We start from the raw sequence: 19,722 nt of genomic DNA, 5'->3' as shown, positions 1-19,722 counted from the left end.
ACTTGAGTGGCTAATCCTGCGAGGATAAATCTTATGAAGAAGTCTTTTAGCCTGCCTTTGAAACAACGACGAACTCGGATGTCGGTGACGCTGGTGGCCGCCCTCGTCGGCGTGCTCGCCATGAGCGGATGCTCATTCGTAGAGAAACAGACAAGCGACGCCTGGTCCGTGAGCTATGAAATTACCGTGGTGGGTGAAGAGTTGAACCGCCTCGATGACGTGTCCTATCTGGAGGCGCCCTCCAGGGGAGAAGATTCGGAAACCGTGGCTGCGGGCACCGTTGCGACAAGCAACGTGGCCGACGATCCCAGCAAGGCCGTGTGGAGTACTATCGCCCTGGTGACGGCCACCCAGGAGAGCTCGATAACGGCCACTCCGAGTCAGGGAACGAGTGCCAGCTGCCGTATTCTGCTGGACGAAACGCGGGAAATCGCAAGTGAAACCGCACCCGCCGGGGAGGCGGTGACGTGCACGGCGACAACGCCGGAGTTCACGAAACAAGGCTAGTTCCGGCGTTGGATTGACGACGACAGTAGCAGAGGGAATGAGGATGGCGTGGGCGAGTGGGTATGGCCGGCATATGTGGGGATACTAGGCGGAATAGGGCTGTTCGCCGTGCTGACCGTTCCTATCGTCGTTATCCAATACCGCCGGTACGGGCGCTTTACCTGGCGTCGATTCCTAGGGGCGGCCGCCGCCGGTATCTATGCCACGGCGCTGGTGGCCTACACGCTGCTGCCGCTTCCGGACCCCGCAGCAATGTTCTGCTCGCCGGGAGGCTCGACGGCGCAGCTCGTGCCGTTCAATTTTCTTGCCGACATTCGACGAGAGACCACCGGCATGGGAACCGTGGCAGCGGCGAGCAGCCGGGTAGTACTGCAGGTTGCCTTCAACGTTGTGCTGTTCATTCCGTGGGGCATCTTTGTGCGGCGCTATCTCGACCGCGGGATCATGGCCGCGACGCTGACGGGGCTCCTGGCCTCGGTGGCCATCGAGACGACACAGTTCACCGGGCTCTGGGGCATCTATGACTGTGCTTATCGTGTGGCAGATATTGACGACGTCATGACCAACACCCTGGGAGCACTCCTCGGCGCCATTGTTGCCCCAGCCGTGCTCTGGTTTATGCCAAGGCAACGGGAATTGCAGGCGGCCAGGAGCGTGGCTCGCCCCGTCACCGTGGCGCGGCGCTGGGTGGGCATGATCGTCGACTTCGCCCTGTTGGGATTCATCGGTTCCGTGCTGGCCATTGCAGCCCGCCTGATTGCTCGATTGTTCTGGAACGCCGATACCCTGCCATCCTGGGTTGAGGCGACACTCTCTTATGGTGTGCCCGCACTTGTCGTCTTTTATCTGCCAGCCCTGTTTGGTGCCGGTGGTTCACTGGGGCAGCGGGCAGTCTGGCTCGCGCCGTCGTGGGCCCGGCCGTCGCTGCTGCTGCGGCTATGGCGAGCCAGCGTTGTGGGTGGCCTCTACCTAGCCCTGCAGGTGTTGGCGCAGGGGACCGGTGCGAAAATGACCGGGCTGGCAACCATGCTGGGCGGATTGCTTCTGGCAGCGAACTTCCTGATGGTCCTTTTCGGCAAGGAACGCCGTGGGCTGTCCGGGGTTCTCAGTGGAGCGCGCATGGTGGATTCCCGCAGCTCTCGTGCGGGTACCAGCCGCGAGGGAATAACAACGGGTAAGGCCTAGTTGACCCCATTAGATGCAAACGCATAAATAAAGGAGTCAGTATGCAGCGTACTGTAGTGGTCATTTCGGCAGGTCTCGGCGTCCCCTCATCCACGCGCATGCTGGCGGACCAGATGGGTGCCGACGTCCAGTCCAGGCTCGCCTCCATGGGGATTGACGCCCGGCTTGACGTGGTCGACCTGCGCGACTTCGCCACCGGCATCGCCAACAACATGGTCACCGGGTACGCCGGCCAGGACGTCGCAGGCGCCATTCGCCGCGTCGAGGCCGCCGACGCCATGATCGCCGTGACCCCCACGTTCAGCGCCTCCTACTCGGGCCTGTTCAAGAGCTTCTTCGACATCCTTGACCCGAAGTTCCTCGACGGCATGCCCGTGTTCTTCGGCGCCACGGGCGGCTCGCCCCGCCACTCCCTTGTCCTGGACATGGCCATCCGCCCGCTGTTCAGCTACCTGCGCGCCCACACGATGCCCACCGCCATCTACGCCTCGCCCGAGGACTGGGGCGGCTCCGGTGAGAACACCCTCGAACGCCGCATCGGACAAGGCGCCGCCGAGCTTGCCGCCGTCATCGCCAGCCACATCCCCGGCGCCATGGGAAGCCCGACGCCGGACGGCACCAGCGCTGCCCCGGCACCTTCCGCCGGGGACGGGCCCGGTGACGCCGACGGCGGCGTGCGCGGATATGTGCGCGGAGGCCGGCAGTTCCGCGAGGGCCCGGCCGTGGGCTTTGCCGGCAGCGCGTTCCCGGACCACAAGGCCAGGCGCGCCCAGCACGAGGCCGCCAAGATGACGTCCCTGCCCTTCGAGGAACTCCTGGCGCAAACCCAGCGCCGCTGACCCCTCCCGGCCGTCTATGACGCAGTTATTGCAGTGGAAAGCGCTTACTTTAGCACTTTTCGTGCAACAACTGCGTCATAGTCGGAGCGGGGACGGACGGGGGTCCCCTGACGCACACAGCGGCTAGAAGATGGGCTGGACCGGCCTGGACGTGACGGGCGGCGGGTCCAGCTCGTCGAGCACCACGGAGAGCGCCGTGCGGTAGACATCCGGGTGGATTTCCGGGCTGGCATGGCCGGTCTTGGGGACGCCGTATTCAAAGCGCGGGTTGCGCGGCAGCAGCGCCTCCCAGCCGCGGATGGCGGCGGAGGCGTTCACAATGAAGTCGTCGGGGTCGTAGATAAGACCGATCCCCGTGGAGGCGGGCAGTCCGCCGTCGTACTGGCGCGGGAAGGCGGCCAGGAAGGTTGCCTGGGTGGTGCTCAGTATGAGCGAATTGTTCCTGGGGTCAAAGGAGTATGAAATGCCCCGGCGCGCGGCCTGGTACATGCCCTGCCCGTTCGGGTTGGCCAGCCCGCCCCAAATGCCTGCACCGATCCGCCCCACAACGCCAAGGTACGGCACCACCCGACCGGCCAGGTCGATGTACTCCTTGCCCGGGTCGAGGGTGTCGGAAACGTTGCTGGGGCTGGAGCCCATGACGACCATCTTCACCTTGAACCCTGCCGAGGCCAGCAGCGAGCCCAGGACCACCGCCACCATGCCGCCAAAGCTGTCGCCGTAGAAGTAGATCGTGTCGAGGTTGCGGGCGTACACGTCACGCTGGATGGCGATGAACAGCTGCGCCACGTCAATTCCCTCATTGGAGTAGCCGATGTAGGAGGCCGGGGCGCGCTTGTTCATGGCCGGCTGCAGCGCGGCCAGCTTGCGCCCGGCGTCGCGGTAGCTGACCCGGAAACCCGCCAGCAGGTACCAGGTCCGGCCCGGGAACTGTTCCGCCGCCGCCCGGTTCTCGTCGTTGTCGGGGGTGGTGACGCGGTACTGGGTGCGCTCGGTCAGCAGCGTGTCCGCGGCAATGTTGGCCTGGAATGCGGTAGTCGCGGCTGCAGCCCCCATGGTCAGGAAAAACAGCCGCCGCGGCACGTCCGGAATCTGCCGGGTGTGCCGGGGCTCCGGGACGGGGCGCTCGGGGCCGCCGCCCGGGTCTGCGGTGCTGGGGGAAGCTGTTCTGACTGTCATGGTGGCTCCCCCTCATTCTTCCACGCCCCGCACCCGAAACCCGGCCAGCCGCTGGGCGCCGGGCGCCGGGGCGGCCGAATGTGACAATCCGGCAACAAGTGCAGAACATGCACGATCCTTCGTGTTTGCGGCGGGACTGTCCATTAGTATGAGGGCATGGAAGCGGCCGGTACCGGAACGAAGCGCCCGCGGGCAGCAGCCGCGGGGAGGATTTACTCCGGTCTGCAGCCCTCCGAACGCGCCAAGGAACGGCGCGCGAGGCTGGTCCGGGCCGGCATCGAGGTGTTCGGCACCGTGGGGTACGGGGCGGCCAAGATCAAGGTGCTGTGCCAACAGGCGGGGCTGAGCGAACGTTATTTCTACGAGTCGTTCGAATCACGCGAAGAGCTGCTCACCACCGTCTATGACTCCCTCTCCACCGGGCTGATGCAGGATGTTGTGGCGGCGCTGTCGGCGCCGGCCAGCGATGTGCATGAATCCGTCCGTGCGGGCATGGCCGCCGTGGTCAACTACATGCTGGTGGACCCCCGCCACGCGCAGATCATCCTGGTGGAGATTGTGGGGGTCTCGCACGAACTCGAATCCAAGCGGCACGCATCCATGACGGCGTTCGCCGAGGAATCCAGGCGCCAGCTGCTGCTCCTGAGCGGGATCGACGCCGCCGAAGCCGACGCCCGGCTCGCTGCCAACCCGGGCGATGACGCCTTGGCGGGTGTCCTGGACGTTGCCCGGCTGACAGCAGTGTCCATGGTGGGCGGGGTCAACAACATGCTGATCGACGCCGTGCTGGGCGGCACCACCGCGAACAGGGACCGGATCATCGAGGTCGCTTACCAGCTCATCAGCAATTCCGCCGTGGGGTTGAAGGCCCTGGCCGGGCAGACGGTATTGGCCGGGCCGGCCGAACCGGACGCGTAGTCGACGGCTCCGCCCTCCGCGTTGCGAGGTCCTGAACGGAAGCGGGGCGAACAATCACCGCCGACACCCCGCCGTAACTATTGGTGCCCTGCCGGCAAGGTGACACGATGGGAATATGTCCTTTCCTGAACTTTTTTCCGCGTACTGGTGGCTCCTCTTCCCCCTCGGAGGCATGGCCGCCGGCGGGTTCCGCGCCTTTCTGGGCTCCCGGGAACGGGCTCACGAACGCAAGATTGAGCTGTACAAGCTCCAGCACCCCGAGGTGGCCGGCCTCGATGTCTCCACACACCGGCCGGCCGCCGCGGACGGGAAGGCGGCTGCCGCTCCGGCCGCCGGCACCGGATATTCGGAGGCGGATGTTGCCAAGACCCTCGCCGAACATGACGCCATCAACAAGCGCTGGCTCAGCTATGAACTCGACGTCGCCAAGCTGATCGACTTCCCCATGATGAGCGACGTCCGCGAGCCCCTGACCGTGGGCTTCCTCCGGGCCAAGCGCGACGCCGATGCGCTGCGCCCGCTGGATGGCACCGAGGTCCCTGCCAAGAGCCGCTGGGACGACTACCGCAACGCCGTCAACGCCTTCGCCGTCGCCTTTGAAGTGGCGGAGAAGGAGGCCCACCGGATCAAGGATTCCGCCTTCAACGCAGATGAGCAGCAACGCCTGGGCACCGCCCGCAAGCTCATCAAGATCGCGGAAAACGAAGGCGCCACCCCGGCCGAACGCCAGACAGCGCTCAAGAGGGTCCGGCGTGAACTGGACGGCGTGATAGTCCTGCCGGATGTCACCCTCGCCGCCCTCGAGCAGCAGGTGGCCCGCATGATCGCCAGCGGCCCACAGCAGGCGGCTCCCTAGCCGGATCCCGCGCGGCACCCCGCCAGCCCGGCCTGACACCCGCCCCACCTGAAACCGGGCCGACCGTCCTGAAACAGGCCCGCCCGGCCATCCTGCACAGCCCCCGCCCGCGCCATCGCACCCCGCAAAACCCGAATGCCACCTGACAAAGGAGTCACCGACGTGACGAGCACGCGCCCCAATCTTGCCGCCAGCCCCTACGAGGGCGCCATGGACCTGCTCAATCCGGGGCCCGGCCGCGGCAGCACTGCCCCGCGGGCGCACGTGGACAGCGGCCTGCCCACGCTGTCCCTCAACGGCGACTGGCGCTTCCACTTCTCGCCCACCCTCGCCGCCGCGCCTCAGGGCATTGAAGAGGAGACGTTCGACGACGCAGCCTGGGACACGCTGCCCGTCCCCTCGAGCTGGAACCTCCACGGGCACGGCGCCCCCACATACACCAACGTGCAATTCCCGTTCCCCCTGGACCCGCCCCACATGCCGGACGCCAACCCCGTGGGCGACCACCGCCTCCGCTTTCTGGCGGGCCCGGAGTTCCAGCACGGCGCGCTGCTGCGCCTCGACGGCGTCGACAATGCAGGCACCGTCTGGCTCAATGGCACGCTGCTGGGCACCACCCGCGGATCCAAGCTGCCGCATGAATTCGACGTCACCGGTGTGCTGCGCGCCGGGGAGAACGTCCTTGCGGTCCGCGTTTCCCAGTTCTCCGCCTCCAGCTACCTCGAGGACCAGGACGCCTGGTGGCTGCCGGGAATTTTCCGCGACGTGACGCTCCTGGCACACCCGGCCGGCGCCGTCCGCGACGTCTTTGTCCAGGCCGGCTACACGGCCGACGGCCGCGGCACGCTGCGCGTCGAGCTGGATCCGCCGGTGCCGGGTGCCGTGGCAACCATCCCCGCCCTGGGCTTCACCGCAACGCTCGACGGCAGCCCGGACCAAGTGTTCGACGTCGGGCCGGCCAGCCCGTGGAGCGCCGAATCGCCCTCGCTGCATGCCCTGGAAATTGCGACGCCGAAGCAAACCCTGCGCTTGAACGTCGGCTTCCGCAGCATCACGGTGGAGGACGCCCAGGTCAAGCTCAACGGCGTTCCCCTACTGTTCCGCGGGGTGAACCGGCACGAGCACAACCCGGACCTGGGCCGTGTGGTGCCGCGGGAGCAGCTGCTGGCGGAGCTGCACCTGATGAAACAGCACAACATCAATGCCATCCGCACCGCCCACTACGCCCCGCACCCGGCGCTGCTCCATGCCGCGGACGAACTGGGCTTCTACATCATCGACGAGTGCGACTACGAAACCCACGGCTTTGAGGACGGCGGTCCTGCCCACCAGAACTGGGCCGGCAACCCGAGTGCGGAACCCCAGTACCGGGAGGCGCTGCTGGACCGCATGGCTCGGATCGTTGAGCGGGACAAGAACCACCCGTCCGTCATCATGTGGTCGCTGGGCAACGAGGCCGGCACCGGGGACAACCTGGCAGCCATGGCCGCCTGGACCAAGCAGCGGGACCCGGAACGGCTGGTCCACTACGAGGGCGACTGGGCCAGCCCCTACGTGGATGTCTACTCGCGCATGTACGCCACCCCGGCCGAGGTTGAGCTCATCGGCCGCCAGGAGGAGGTGCCGCTGCCTGATGCGGCCCAGGACGCACACCGCCGCCAGCTGCCCTTCATCCTGTGCGAGTACGTGCACGCCATGGGCAACGGCCCCGGCGGCCTGCGCGAATACCAGGGCCTCTTCGAAAAGTACCCGCGCCTTCAGGGCGGGTTCGTGTGGGAATGGATCGAGCACGGCATCCGCCAGCACACCCTCGACGGCGAAGCCTACTTTGCCTACGGCGGCGACTTCGGGGAAAAGGTCCACGACGGCAACTTTGTCATCGACGGCCTGGTCTCCGCGGACCTGGAGCCGCGCCCGGGCCTGCTCGACTTCAAGAAGGCCGTGGAGCCCGTCGCCATTGCGATCTCCGCGGACTGGGCCACTGCCGGCATCCACAACAAGCATGACTTCCTGGGCACCTCCCACCTCGCCTTCACCTGGCGCATCGACACCCCCGAAGGCCGTCACTCGGAAGGCACGCTCGAGGTGCCGGCGACGGCGGCAGGCGACGTGGCCGCCGTCGTGCTTCCCGAAGAAATCCGCGAGAACCTGGGCGGACAGCGGGTCCTTTCTGTCAGCGCCGTGCTGGCCGCGGACCAGCCCTGGGCGCCGGCCGGGCATGAGGTCGCGTGGGGGCAGCAGGGCAGCCCCGCCGCACCGGTCCCGGCGGTCGGTGCCACAGGGCGGGTGGAGGCCCGCGGCGGTGAGGTGCGGCTCGGGCCGGCCGAGTTTGACGTGGCAACGGGCGGACTCAGCAGCTTCCGCGGCGTGCCGGTCAACGGGCCGAGGCTGAACCTGTGGCGTGCGCCCACCGACAACGACCGCGGCAAGGACTGGACGGTTCCGGGCCAGGCGCGCGACGCCGAGGTATGGGCCGCCGCCGGGCTGCCGCTGCTGGAGGGGCGCCTGCAGTCCATGGAGGACGACGGCGGACGGCTGCGTGTGCGGGTGCGCTACGGTGTGCCTGTGGCCAGGACGCACGTTGACGTGGAGTACGTGTGGGCCTCGGACGGTGCGCGGCTGGAGCTGTCGGCGCACGTGGAGCCGGGGCCGGGCTGGGGACGCAACTGGCCGCGGGTGGGTTTCGACTTTGAGCTGCCTGGCGGCTTTGGGCAGGCGTCGTGGACAGGGTTCGGGCCGGGGCAGAAGTACCCGGACACCGGCATGGCCGCGAAGCAGGGGTGGTTCAGCGCCTCGATTGACGAGTTGCAGGTGCCGTACGTGCGGCCGCAGGAAAACGGCGCCAGGGCCGGGGTGTCGGCGCTCAGGCTGGACGGGCCGGACGGCGGCATCTCGTTCCTGTCCGACGGCATGTCATTTGCACTCCGCCCTTGGTCGCAGGAGGCGCTCGCCGCGGCCCGGCACACCCCGGACCTGGTGGCGGACGGCATCAGCCACCTGACGCTGGATGCCGCCGTGCACGGAATCGGCACGGCATCGTGCGGGCCCGGCGTGCTGCCGGCCTACCAGCTGGCGCCCGGGCCGGTCGACTTCCGGGTGGTCATGGAGTAGCACCGCGGCCGCGGCGAACATGTCGCCACGCGGGAAGGCCGGCACCGGTGCGGGGAACGTACGGGTGCCGGCCTGGCAGGGAGCGGACGCCTGGCCGTTTCCCCCTTGCGGTTATTTGGCGTGCCTGCGCCGTGTGCCTGCTACAGTGCCGCGCACTGGCCCAACTTGTGGCCGGAAACGGTGTTCACCTCGCCATGGGAATCGCCGATCTGGGGCACCGGGGTGTTGGCCCGGCAGATCAGGTTGCCATGGATCGTATTGGTGACGATTTCCGTGGAGTCGGCGTCACCGGTGTGGTTGCCCAAGATGATCGCATTGCCGTTCTGGACGTTGCGGATGTAGCCCAGCCAGCAGCCCTGCCAGCCGGCGATCATCACGTTGCCGTTGATGGTGTTGTCCTTGATCGGGAAGTTCAGGGGTGCCGGATGCTGCTCGCAGGTGCTGGCGTCCGGTCCGGTGACGGCCACTCCGCCGCCAACTGACACCAGGTTTCCGTTCAGCATGATGCCGTTGACTTTCAGTGTCTTGGCCCCTGTGGCGACGATGTTGCCGTCCACCTGGTCATGCGAAACGCCTGCCGGGCAGAAAACTGGCCCGCCCGGGAACGGCGGCTGGGTCAGCTCAAAGGAACAGCCCAGCGAGAGGGTTGCCCCGGGAACCACCAGGATGTTGCCGCTGATGTGCACGGTGGATGCCGTCATGGCGTTCAGGGTGGCGCCCCTGGCCAGCGTGACCTGGCGGGCCACGGTGACGACGGCGCCGTCGGGAATGGTGCAGTTGCCCGTGATGGACAGGCTGGCATAGCTGCCCGAGGCGATGTTCCCGGAGGAGCACGACGTGGATGTGGGTGCCGGGCTTGCACTGGCGGAACCGGCCGTGACGACCATGGCGGATGCGGCGAACAGGACAAGAAGCAATGCTCTGAGGTGTTTCATGTTGGGACCTTTTGGAAAGGTGGTGCAGTTTTCCGCAGGCCAAGGCCGGTGCGCTGCGCCCGGAAAGGGCGGGGCGGGACGGGGTGTGGCCGCGGCGGGGAGGCCCGGCAGGCCGGGGATCTGCGCATGGGATGCGTGACGGTTGCCGGATCGTAAGACCGCGGTCACGACGAGTTGATTGTACGCACGCACACGCTCCGGAATCCATGGTTTCTGTGCGATTTCCTGCCGCGTCTCCCTGTAATGGCCCACCGACCATCCCTGCAATCGCCCACCGACCATCCCTGCCATCGCCCACCGACTTTGGACATGCTCCGGCTTGGGGGCCGGCAATGCGCCACCATCATGGTGGCGCAACCGCAGGGGGTCCGCCGTTCGCATGTGCAAAGTGGACCCGTGGGCATGCACAATGCCGGCGGCCTGGCTGGCGCATGCCCAAAGATTCACCCTGGATTCGACCTGCACATCGCATCGCAGGCGCCAGGACGTACCCTGGCCCGGGCCGGTGAGCCCGCATTCATTCCTCCACAGGCTATGCCGCGGGCCCCCTTGTGCACAATCGAGCAGACGGCCCTTACTGCAATGTTTCCGAGCCGGAAACATGGTGCTCAAACGGCGGAGGGAATGAAATGAATCTAGTGGTGGAGCACATTGCGCAGTTCGGCAAGGTTGCCCGGCGCAGGGACTTGATCGAGAACGGGTGTACCGACTGGGGCATCGCGGTGGCACAGAGGGACGGGCTGATTACCAAGGTAGCGCCGGGATACTTTGCGCTGCCGGGTGCCCACCCGTTGGATGTCCGGCTCGCACAACACCAAGCCAGGCGGGCATGCTTCAGCCAAGCCGAAGAATTGGGCCTCTGGGTTGTCAAGCCCCCGGATCAGCCGCACGTAGCCACAGCCCACGGCCGCCCGGTGCCAGGATGCGTGGTGCACAAGATCAGCGGAGTACCAACGCTCTTTGACATCCTGCGCCAATGTGTCCAGTGCGGCACCGAGGTGGAAGCACTGGCGGTGCTGGAGTCTGCGGTTGTGCTCAAGCGTTGCACCATTCCGGAGCTGCGGGCCGCCTTTGCCGGGCGGCAAAGGGCCAACGGCAGGGCCATCATTGACATGATCGATCCGCAGTCGATGTCCATCGTTGAAACCTTAGCCAGGTATTACCTGCGCCAAGCGGGGTACAACGTCCAGAGCCAGTTCCACGTCAGAAATATGGGCCACGTTGACTTGCTCATCGAGGGGCTGCTCGGACTGGAAACCGATGGCGCCGCGTACCATAACAACCCCACGGCTTGGGAAGAGGATTTGGTGCGCAACAACCTGATGATGATCGAGGGCCTGCCCTGCCTGCGGGTCTCGGCGCGCTTGGTCCTGACCAACCCGGAGATCATGCTCCGCTGGGTGCGGCAGGCATTGGAGACCTTGACGGACAAGTAGCGCTCCAGCCCTGGTTCCTACGTTCTTCCCAGAGGACGGATGTAGGCTGAAAACCAATCTAAGGACGTTCAATGCCACGCACAACAGTCATCACAGGTGCCAGCGACGGGATCGGCGCCGCGGCAGCAAAAATGCTGGCCTACCCCGGGGACACTCTCGTGCTGGTGGGCCGTTCGCCGTCGAAGACCAAAGCCATCGCGGAAGAGCTGGACGCAGACTATTTTCTGGCCGACTTCACCGAGCTGTCGCAGGTGCGGGCGCTCGCAGCCGCCCTGGCGGAAAAGTACCCGCGGATTGACGTCCTGGCCAACAACGCCGGCGGCATCATGGGGCACCGCGAGCTGACGGTCGACGGCCATGAGAAGACGTTCCAGGTAAACCACCTGGCACCGTTCCTGCTGACCACCTTGCTGATTGACCGGCTGGCGGCGTCGAGGGCCACCATCATCAACACCTCCAGCGCCGCGCACAAGGCCATGGCCAGGTTTGACATCGACGACCTCGACGCCGAAAAACGCTACGGAACCAACGCAGCCTACGGCAATGCGAAGCTGGCCAACGTCCTGTTCACGAAGGAACTGCACCGCCGCCACGGCGACCACGGAGTCAACGCCGCGGCATTCCACCCCGGCGTGGTGGGCAGCAACTTTTCCGCCGAGTCGACCAGGGCCGTCAAGCTCACCTACGGCGGGCTGGCCAAGAGATTCATGCTGTCCCCGGAGCAGGGGGCGGACACGCTTGTCTGGCTCGCAACCACGCAGCCGGGCATCGACTGGGAACCGGGGGAATACTACGCCCGGCGCAAACCGGCCAAGACGAGCAGGCTGGCGCAGGACCGTGCCCTCGCGGTGCAACTGTGGGAGCACAGCGCCGCCATGGTGGACGGCTGAACCGCGGGCCCGGGGCCGCCGCTTGTGCGGGCAGTGCGGGACAGCCTTGGGGCGGGGCATCCCGGCCGGCGGGCTATGACTGCAGGCGTCCGCCGGTGTAGATTCCCCCGGCGATCTGCTCCACAATCCACGGGCTGAACGCAAAGGGGACCGCCGACACGGCTTCCTCGACATCGACGACGTCGGACCATCCCCAGTCGGCGACCTCGTCGGGATTGGGCGAGATGTCGCCGTCGCCCTCATAAACGGCCGTGAACACCGGGCAAATCTCATTCTCAACGATGCCCGTGACATCCGTGGCGCGGTAGCGGAAGTCCGGCAGTGCGGGCTGGATGTTGCTCACGATGATGTTCAGCTCCACGGCGGCGCGGCGGATGATGGCGTCCTCGAAACTCTCGCCCGGCGCCGGGTGGCCGCAGAAGGAGTTAGTCCAGACACCCGGCCACGTCACCTTGGACAGTGCCCGGCGGGTCAGCAGCGTCCGGCCCTGGGCATCAAAAAGGTGGCAGGAAAATGCCAGGTGCAGCGGAGTGTCGGCGGTGTGGACCACTGACTTGTCGGCTGTGCCGATCTCGTTTCCGCCTTCATCGAGCAGCCTGACAAGTTCAACGTTTTCACCCATGGGGCACAAATCCTTCCGCGCAGTCCAAGCTCAACAGGGCCGGTAGGTCTTTCCGCCGGGCAAGTAGCATTGTGGTCCAGTGTATCCGTCGTACCCGCCGCTGGAATTTTGGGCCGGCGGCGTTGGTGGAAACAGCCGAACATGTGATGCCGGGTCGGGGGAAAACGGCGATTATGTGATGCGGCGTTGGGGGAAAACGGGGTTTATCTGATGCGGCGTCGGTGAGGGGAGGGGAGGGTCAGGGCTTGACCACGTCGTGGGGGACAACCTCGTGCAGTTCCAGGCCGCCGCCGGCCAGTTTCCAGTAGTGCAGGCGCAGCGCCCCGGGTGTCTTTTGCTCAACGTACAGGCGCATGCACACATCGTGCCCGCGCATGACGGCGGCGGCATGCGCGCCCTCGTTTGAGCGCAGGTGGTGCGGCTCGCGCTTGCGCAGCGGACCCTGCCTGTCGGCCACAAGGTCGACCACGGCCCGCAGCGCCCGCACCCTCTGCGGCTCGGTCAGCACCGACCAAGACGCCAGAAAATGCTGGCCCAGCCGGTACGTCCCCAGGGTGTGCGACGCCTTGTCGTGCGGCGGGACGGTTTCGGCCCAGGCCTGCGTGAGCTCGTAGTGGAACTGCTTGTCCGGCTCCAGGAACAACGGGCCGGCCGCCTTCTCCGACCGCGACGCATCCGCCCGCAGCCGCTGCCTTGACTGCACCAGCGACGCCTTGGTCCGTGCCAGCTCCTCCTTGACCGCGGCCAGCTGCCGTTCGGCATCGTTGAGGCGGCGCGCAAGGTCCGCCGCCGCCTCCCGGTGCTCCGCCACCTGGTCCTGCAGCACCCGCGCCAGCTGGTCGGTGGCACCCTTCTTGCGGGTTTCCGCCAGCAGCTCGTCAATGGTGTGCCGCGCCGAATCCAGCTCAAGCTGGGTGGTTTTCAGTGCCGTGCGCCGTTCCGCCGCGGTGGGCGGCTCCCGGTCCAAGCCGTGGCCGACGGCGGTGGGCAGGGTTGCGCCGGCACCGGCCGCCGGGCACGGGGCCGGCACGGAAACGGGGGCACCGCGGTGGGGGATCGACGCATAGGGGCGCTCCGGGTCCAGCCATGGCGGCCCGCCGCGAAGGAGGGGCGGGGCTGGAACGGCAGCTTCGTCGTCGTCCACATCCAGCATGGACAAGCGGACCGCGCCGTTGTCATAGTGGACGCGCACCCGCACCACCTCATCCTCCGTCAGGAGGTCTTCGGCGGAGTCGAGGTCGTTGGAGGAGATGTCCGCGACACCGATCCGGAAGGTGCTGCCGGGCCAGAGCAGCACCGTGGCGTGGTCGGGGCGGACAGAGACGACGCGGGCCATGGCCACGTCGCCGTGCCGGTATTTTTTGATGGGGGACAGGGGCGGCAGGACCAGCCCGCGGACGTCGAAGGTGCCGGCGGCTGCGTCCAGGACGCCGGACAGCACCTGGCCCTTGGAGACCAGCCAGTCGATGGGGATGTCAGGCAGCAGGTCCTCACTGCGGATCACGGCCTGGGTGCCGTCGGCGGCCATCTCAACCATGGCGCGGTCCGCGGAGGGGAAGCCCAGGACCCGGGCCTCCGCGACAACGGGCAGGGATGCCGTGGCGGGGGCTGCGGCCGGGCGGCCGGCATGCTCCGCGGCCAGCACCTCCATCTCGATTTTCTCGTACAGGGCAGGCAGCTGGCCGGCGTGGTGGAGGAGGTGCGGACTGGAGATCCGCGTGGTCCAGCCGAGGCCGCACGGGTAGACGCGCGCCGCGTTGCCAAAGATGTGCATGTCATCGCCCAGGCCGGATTCCAGCTTGCGGGTCTCGATCCCGTTCGCGAGTTCGTACACCTCGGCCCCGCCGGCGAGCATTGCGGTGAGGGCTGCGGCGTCGTAGCGCAGCGGGTTCCTAGGCAGGTGGGAGATGACCACAACGGTGCGGCTGCGCTGCGGGTCGCGCAGGTACTCGGCCAGTTCCGTGCCGCCCAGGCGGGCAGGCAGGGCAGGCGGTGTTCCCGGAGCAGGGAATGATCCGGACGCCGGTGCGGCGGCCGGTCCGGTGGGGGAAGCGGGCCTGTTCCGGTTTTTCTGCGCGGGCACGGCTGTGTCTTCCCTTCTCCAGTGTTAACTCTGGTGATTCACCTTACAGTGGTGCCGGGCGAGGCTGCTGCTTCGGCGGCCCATGGCGGGCCAACGTTACGCCTGCGGGCCGGGCGGCCTGCGGCCGGGTTTTATGTGGTGGCGGAATAGATGGTGAACTGTCGGCCCACCGCATGCCGGAGCGCGCCGTCGGCCGGTCGGACGATGTCCCCGGCATCGACATCGGGCGCGGCGCTGACGATGCTGCGCCCTCCCGCGTTCACCAGCGCGGCGCGGGGGCCGATGCCGCGCAGCGTTGCCAGTGCCGCCCGTTCCAGGGACTGGGCCGTCACGTCCATGCCGACCACCCCGGCGAGGGTGCCGTCCCTGAAAATGGGGTGGGTGAAGGTCAGCACGTACTCGTCCGTGCACAGGAGGTCGATGTAGGGGCCGGTGACGTGTGGCTGGCCCGTGGCCATGGGCACCTTGAACCATTCAGCCTTGGTGTAGCGGCTCATGGACTGGGGGCTGAAGTTGGCCAGCGCGTCCACCCGTTCCATGTCCCCGCCCTGCCACCAGGCGATGTAGCTGCGGTCCTCACCCAGCAGCCCGGCGGCGGCCACAAAGCCGGCGCCCGCCACAAGTCCGCCGGCCTCGTGCATGAAACCCAGCACGGTGGGGCGGATGAACTTGTCGATGGCCGTTCCGGTGGCCTTGCCGGCCGTGCCCAGCCATTCGCTGGTGGACTCGGCCCACTGTCCCAGCTTTTCTTCCAGGCCTGCGATCAACGCTGCCAGTTCCCCAACTCCTGCAGTCATGTGCGCGGCGTCATTGCCGTTCATAAGGGTGCCTCTGTCTTGAGTGTTTGTTGATGTGTCAGTGCTTGTTCTGGCTGTCGGAGTGTTCTGCCAGCAGCCAGTTGGTGGTGGCGGTGGTCAATTCCTTGGTGCGTGCTTCGGCAGCCTCGGAATCGTGGGTGGCGACGGCCTCGGTGATGGCGTGGTTCATGGCCGCCGTCTTCTCGCAAAACCCCGGGTCTTCGAAGGGCAGCAAGGTCATGGTGCCCACGTCCGCCTGCAGGTGCAGGAGTTCGCGGGCCAGCCTGGCGGAGCGGGCCACGGAGGCCAGTTCCAGCAGGAATTCTGCAGCGGACAGCCGCCAGGCAAAGGCCGTGGCGGATTCACCTGCCGCGGTTTCGGGCCGGATGTACTGGCGCAGCGCCTCGACGTCCTCGGTGCTTGAGCGCCGGGCCGCGACCCCGGCGCAGGCCACGGCGATGGCCTGGAAGTGCAGCCCGAGGTCGGTGATCTGCAGGCGGGTCAGCCCCAGCAGCTTTTCCCTCGCCCGCCCCGCGGAGGGGAAGGAATTCTCCGTGACGAAGCTGCCGCCGCTGCGCCCGCGCGTGGTGCGGATCAGGCCCTGCCCGCGCAGCTGCGACAGCGCCTCCCGCGCCGTCACGGCGGAGACGCCCAGCGCCGCGGCCAGCTCAATCTCGTTCGGCAGCCGCTGTCCGCTGGCCAGCAGCCCCGACTCAACCGCAAGTTCTATGCGCCGGCACACCTCATCGACCAGTCCGCCGGACTTGATCGGTGTGAAGACGGCGGCCAGGCTGCGGGATGCGCCAAGCGGGGACAGGGACAAGAAAATCTGCTTCCAACGGTGGTGGGGCGCCGGTGTTGCGGCGTTTTCCCCATCGTACAGACGATTTTCCGCCAGGGCTATACATAAATCCTCTTATGTAATAGTGTTTAGCCCCATCAGCAAAAAGTGGCCCGCATCACAGCCGGTGCCACCGCCACCACGACACAAGAAAGGGGTGCACGATGAGCCACAGCACCTCCTCCCTTCCGCAGGGAACTGCCGGGCCCGCCGGGGCTGCGGCGCCTGGCCGCCGCACGGCCGAGGCGGTCCCCGCCATCCGGCTGCGCAACCTCACCAAGACGTTTGGCGCGAAGGGCTTCGGCGAAACCAAGGCCGTCGACGGCGTCGACCTTGACATCCACCAGGGCGAGTTCTTCTCCATGCTGGGCCCCTCCGGCTCCGGCAAGACCACGGTGCTGCGCCTCATTGCCGGCTTCGAGCTCCCCACCTCCGGCACCATCGAGCTGGAAGGACAGGACGTCAGCGGCAAGGCCCCGTTCCAGCGCGATGTCAACACCGTCTTCCAGGACTACGCGCTCTTCCCGCACATGTCCCTCGTGGACAACGTCGCCTACGGGCTGCGGGTCCGCGGCATGGGCCGGGCCGAGCGCCGCGAGCGCGCCGTCGAGGCACTCGAGCGCGTCCAGCTCGGCAAGTTCATGGCGCGCAAGCCCTCCCAGCTCTCCGGCGGGCAGCGCCAGCGCGTCGCACTTGCCCGGGCACTCGTCGTCGAACCCAAGGTGCTCCTGCTCGACGAACCGCTTGGCGCCCTGGACCTCAAGCTCCGCCAGCAGATGCAGATCGAGCTCAAGGAACTGCAGCGCAGCCTCGGCATCACCTTCATCTTCGTCACGCACGACCAGGAGGAAGCCCTCACCATGAGCGACCGCATCGGCGTGTTCAACAACGGAAAGCTGGCCCAGATCGGGACGGCCCACGAGATTTACCAGCGCCCTACAGGAGCGTTTGTGGCCAACTTTGTCGGCACCTCCAACCTCTTTGGCTCGGAGTCGGCCACCGCCCTCTACGGCCGCAGCAGCCAGTTTGTGCTCCGGCCCGAACGGCTCACCGTCCACTGGGACGGCCTCAATGCCAAGCACGACGGCGTCACCTCCCTCCCCGGCACCGTCACCTCACTGGTTTATGTGGGGCACGCAACGCAGGTGAGGGTTGCGCTGGAAGGCGGGACCGCCGTCGTGGTCCTGGCGGGCAACGACCTGCCGGACGAGCAGACCCTCGTCGGCAAGGCCGTGGCGGTGAGCTGGGCTGACAATGACGCCGTCTGGCTCCCCGACGCAGCGTGAATCAACAATCAACTTCAATTTCTAAGGACAAGACCATGGCAACGAAAAACGCATTGAAGGTCATCGGCACCCTCGCCGCGGCAGCATTGGCACTGGCGGCGTGCGGCACCACCTCCGGCGGGGAAACCGCGAAGGTGGCCGAATCGATCGGCGACGGGGAGGGGCAGGTCTCGATCCTGGCCTGGCCCGGCTATGTGGAGGACGGAAGCAACGACCCCAACGTCGACTGGGTCACCCAGTTCACCGCCGACACCGGCTGCAAGGTCAGCTACAAGCCATTCGGCACCTCGGACGAGGCCGTGACGCTCATGCGCACCGGCCAGTACGACGTCATCTCGGCCTCCGGCGACGCCTCGCTGCGCCTGGTGGCCGGCGGGGACGTGCAGCCCGTGAACATGTCGCTGCTGAAGAACTACCCGGACGTGTACCCGTTCCTGAAGGACCAGGCCTGGAACACCGTGGACGGGAAAAACTACGGCATGCCGCACGGCTGGGGCGCCAACCTGCTGATGTACCGCACCGACAAGGTCAGCCCGGAGCCCACCTCCTGGGGCTCCGTGTTTGGCGGCGCCGCAGAACACTCCGGCAAGGTCACCGCCTACGACTCGCCCATCTACATCGCCGACGCCGCACTGTACCTCATGAAGCACAAGCCCGAGCTGGGCATCAAGAACCCCTACGCGCTCGACGCCGACCAGCTCGCCGCCGCCGTCTCCCTGCTCAAGGAGCAGCGCACCCACGTGGGCGAGTACTGGAACGACGTGGTGAAGGAAGTCCAGTCCTTCGCCTCCGGGACCTCCGTCATCGGCACCACCTGGCAGGTGGGCGCCAACATTGCCCAGGCCGACGGTGCGCCCGTTGAGACGCTGCTTCCCGAAGAGGGTGCCACCGGCTGGTCCGACACCTGGATGATCGGCTCCAAGACCAAGAACCCCAACTGCGCGTACAAGTGGCTCGACTACATCGCCAGCCCCGAGGCCAACGCCAAGGTGGCCGAGTACTTCGGTGAGTCGCCGGCCAACCCCAAGGCCTGCGAGCTGACCACAGACAAGGACCACTGCACCACCTACCACTCCGGTGATGCCGCCTACGCCGAGCAGATCTGGTACTGGACCACCCCCGTGGCCAAGTGCATCGACGGACGCACCGACGTCAAGTGCACCGACTACTCCGAATGGACCAAGGCCTGGACGGAGATCAAGGGCTGACCGCCCTTCCACAATCCGGTGTGTGCGGAGGCCGTCCCCATACCCTCCGCACACACCACCCCACCACTTTCCAAAGGTAAGAGGACATGTCATTACAGACGCACCCCGGCACCAAGCCGGACCCGGGCACCTTGCCGGGACCCGCCGTCGTACCCCGGGCCAAAAAGAACACCCTTTCAGCCTTCCTCAGCCGGGCACCCCGGATCCGCCTCGCGGGGCTGCTGACGGCGCCGGCCGGCTGGCTCATCCTGGTGTACGTGGCAGCGCTCGCCGCCCTGCTCATCACGGCGCTGTGGACGGTCGACACCTTCACCGGCAAGGTCTCCACGACCTGGACCCTGGACAACATCACCCAGGTCCTGACCGACCCGGTGTACCAAATCATCACCCTGCGCACCATCTGGATCGCGCTGGCCGTGACCGTGATCGACATGGTCATTGCCATTCCCATCGCATTCTTCATCGCGAAGGTGGCCACGGCGCACTGGCAGAAGATCTTGGTAATCGCAGTGCTGATGCCGCTGTGGGCCAGCTACCTGGTCAAGGCGTACGCGTGGCGGAACGTGCTGGCCGACGGCGGGCTGCTCGAGTGGCTCGGAGCACCCGTGGGCGTCTCCAGCCCCGGCTATTCGGAGACCGCCGTGATCCTGACGCTGGCCTACATCTGGCTGCCGTACATGATCCTGCCCATCCACGCAGGCTTTGAGAAGGTGCCGGATTCGCTGCTGGAGGCCTCCTCCGACCTCGGCGCCAAGCCGCTGAAGACCATGCGCCTGGTCATGCTGCCCATCCTGGTCCCCTCCATCATTGCCGGCACGATCTTCACGTTCTCGCTGTCGCTGGGCGACTACATCACGGCCCAGATTGTGGGCGGGAAGACCCAGATGCTCGGCACCGTGGTGTACGCCAACGTGGGCGCAGCGAACAACCTGCCGTTTGCCTCGGCGGTGTCCCTGATCCCGATCGTGATCATCATGGTCTACCTCTTCGTGGTCCGCCGCACCGGCGCCCTGAACAACCTGTAGGAGC

The 19,722-nt window shown here is 66.8% G+C and carries 17 protein-coding genes; 11 read left to right on the top strand and 6 right to left on the bottom strand.

Annotated elements, in window-relative coordinates:
* Window positions 1–33 precede the first annotated feature (33 nt).
* The 3 genes from JOF48_RS03120 to JOF48_RS03110 are packed head-to-tail and all read left to right on the top strand — an operon-like array spanning window position 34 to window position 2,531.
* Window positions 34–507, top strand: coding sequence for a hypothetical protein (locus JOF48_RS03120; protein WP_209677210.1), 474 nt, complete (start codon window positions 34–36; stop codon window positions 505–507).
* 48 nt (window positions 508–555) lie between these two features.
* Window positions 556–1,692 (top strand): VanZ family protein, encoded by a 1,137-nt coding sequence (locus JOF48_RS03115; protein WP_209677208.1) that lies wholly within the window; start codon window positions 556–558, stop codon window positions 1,690–1,692.
* A gap of 41 nt (window positions 1,693–1,733) precedes the next feature.
* Entirely contained in the window at window positions 1,734–2,531 is a 798-nt protein-coding gene (locus JOF48_RS03110; protein ID WP_209677206.1) for a CE1759 family FMN reductase, read from the top strand.
* A 123-nt stretch (window positions 2,532–2,654) separates the two neighbouring features.
* Here JOF48_RS03110 and JOF48_RS03105 read toward each other — a convergent pair whose 3' ends face one another.
* Window positions 2,655–3,710 carry a hypothetical protein gene (locus tag JOF48_RS03105; RefSeq protein WP_209677204.1) on the bottom strand — a complete coding sequence of 352 codons (1,056 nt, stop codon included), beginning with the start codon at window positions 3,708–3,710 and terminating at the stop codon, window positions 2,655–2,657.
* 156 nt (window positions 3,711–3,866) lie between these two features.
* On the opposite strand from JOF48_RS03105, the gene JOF48_RS03100 reads away from it, so the two are divergent.
* From JOF48_RS03100 to JOF48_RS03090, 3 genes are all read left to right on the top strand, one after another.
* Window positions 3,867–4,628 (top strand): TetR/AcrR family transcriptional regulator, encoded by a 762-nt coding sequence (locus tag JOF48_RS03100; protein ID WP_209677202.1) that lies wholly within the window; start codon window positions 3,867–3,869, stop codon window positions 4,626–4,628.
* 115 nt (window positions 4,629–4,743) lie between these two features.
* Entirely contained in the window at window positions 4,744–5,484 is a 741-nt protein-coding gene (locus JOF48_RS03095; RefSeq protein ID WP_209677200.1) for a hypothetical protein, read from the top strand.
* A gap of 162 nt (window positions 5,485–5,646) precedes the next feature.
* Window positions 5,647–8,595, top strand: a complete 2,949-nt coding sequence (locus JOF48_RS03090; protein WP_209677198.1) for a glycoside hydrolase family 2 TIM barrel-domain containing protein — start codon at window positions 5,647–5,649, stop codon at window positions 8,593–8,595.
* Window positions 8,596–8,735: 140 nt separating this feature from the next.
* On the opposite strand, the gene JOF48_RS03085 is transcribed toward JOF48_RS03090, so the two are convergent.
* Window positions 8,736–9,530 (bottom strand): hypothetical protein, encoded by a 795-nt coding sequence (locus tag JOF48_RS03085; protein WP_209677196.1) that lies wholly within the window; start codon window positions 9,528–9,530, stop codon window positions 8,736–8,738.
* Between the two features lie 629 nt (window positions 9,531–10,159).
* On the opposite strand from JOF48_RS03085, the gene JOF48_RS03080 reads away from it, so the two are divergent.
* Window positions 10,160–10,966 carry a hypothetical protein gene (locus tag JOF48_RS03080; protein ID WP_209677194.1) on the top strand — a complete coding sequence of 269 codons (807 nt, stop codon included), beginning with the start codon at window positions 10,160–10,162 and terminating at the stop codon, window positions 10,964–10,966.
* Window positions 10,967–11,037: 71 nt separating this feature from the next.
* Complete coding sequence (locus JOF48_RS03075) at window positions 11,038–11,856, top strand: SDR family NAD(P)-dependent oxidoreductase (RefSeq protein WP_209677192.1); 819 nt, start codon at window positions 11,038–11,040, stop codon at window positions 11,854–11,856.
* Between the two features lie 73 nt (window positions 11,857–11,929).
* Here the strand turns inward: JOF48_RS03075 and idi are convergent, their stop codons facing one another.
* From idi to JOF48_RS03055, 4 genes are all read right to left on the bottom strand, one after another.
* A complete protein-coding gene (gene idi, locus JOF48_RS03070) occupies window positions 11,930–12,478 on the bottom strand; it encodes an isopentenyl-diphosphate Delta-isomerase (protein ID WP_209677190.1) in 549 nt (182 codons plus the stop codon).
* 238 nt (window positions 12,479–12,716) lie between these two features.
* A complete protein-coding gene (locus JOF48_RS03065) occupies window positions 12,717–14,561 on the bottom strand; it encodes a hypothetical protein (RefSeq protein WP_209677188.1) in 1,845 nt (614 codons plus the stop codon).
* Between the two features lie 131 nt (window positions 14,562–14,692).
* Window positions 14,693–15,358 (bottom strand): cache domain-containing protein, encoded by a 666-nt coding sequence (locus tag JOF48_RS03060; RefSeq protein WP_209677186.1) that lies wholly within the window; start codon window positions 15,356–15,358, stop codon window positions 14,693–14,695.
* 58 nt (window positions 15,359–15,416) lie between these two features.
* A complete protein-coding gene (locus tag JOF48_RS03055; RefSeq protein WP_209677184.1) occupies window positions 15,417–16,181 on the bottom strand; it encodes a FadR/GntR family transcriptional regulator in 765 nt (254 codons plus the stop codon).
* A gap of 182 nt (window positions 16,182–16,363) precedes the next feature.
* On the opposite strand from JOF48_RS03055, the gene JOF48_RS03050 reads away from it, so the two are divergent.
* From JOF48_RS03050 to JOF48_RS03040, 3 genes are all read left to right on the top strand, one after another.
* Window positions 16,364–17,485 carry an ABC transporter ATP-binding protein gene (locus tag JOF48_RS03050; protein WP_209677182.1) on the top strand — a complete coding sequence of 374 codons (1,122 nt, stop codon included), beginning with the start codon at window positions 16,364–16,366 and terminating at the stop codon, window positions 17,483–17,485.
* A gap of 35 nt (window positions 17,486–17,520) precedes the next feature.
* Complete coding sequence (locus JOF48_RS03045) at window positions 17,521–18,693, top strand: ABC transporter substrate-binding protein (protein ID WP_209677181.1); 1,173 nt, start codon at window positions 17,521–17,523, stop codon at window positions 18,691–18,693.
* Window positions 18,694–18,779: 86 nt separating this feature from the next.
* Window positions 18,780–19,718, top strand: coding sequence for an ABC transporter permease (locus JOF48_RS03040; RefSeq protein ID WP_209677179.1), 939 nt, complete (start codon window positions 18,780–18,782; stop codon window positions 19,716–19,718).
* The last annotated feature ends 4 nt before the right edge of the window (window positions 19,719–19,722 follow it).

Origin of the sequence: Arthrobacter stackebrandtii (assembly GCF_017876675.1) — a bacterium.
Lineage (GTDB): Bacteria > Actinomycetota > Actinomycetes > Actinomycetales > Micrococcaceae > Specibacter > Specibacter stackebrandtii.
The sequence above is the reverse complement of the archived record's forward strand: the minus strand, read 5'-3'. Positions and strand labels throughout refer to the sequence as shown.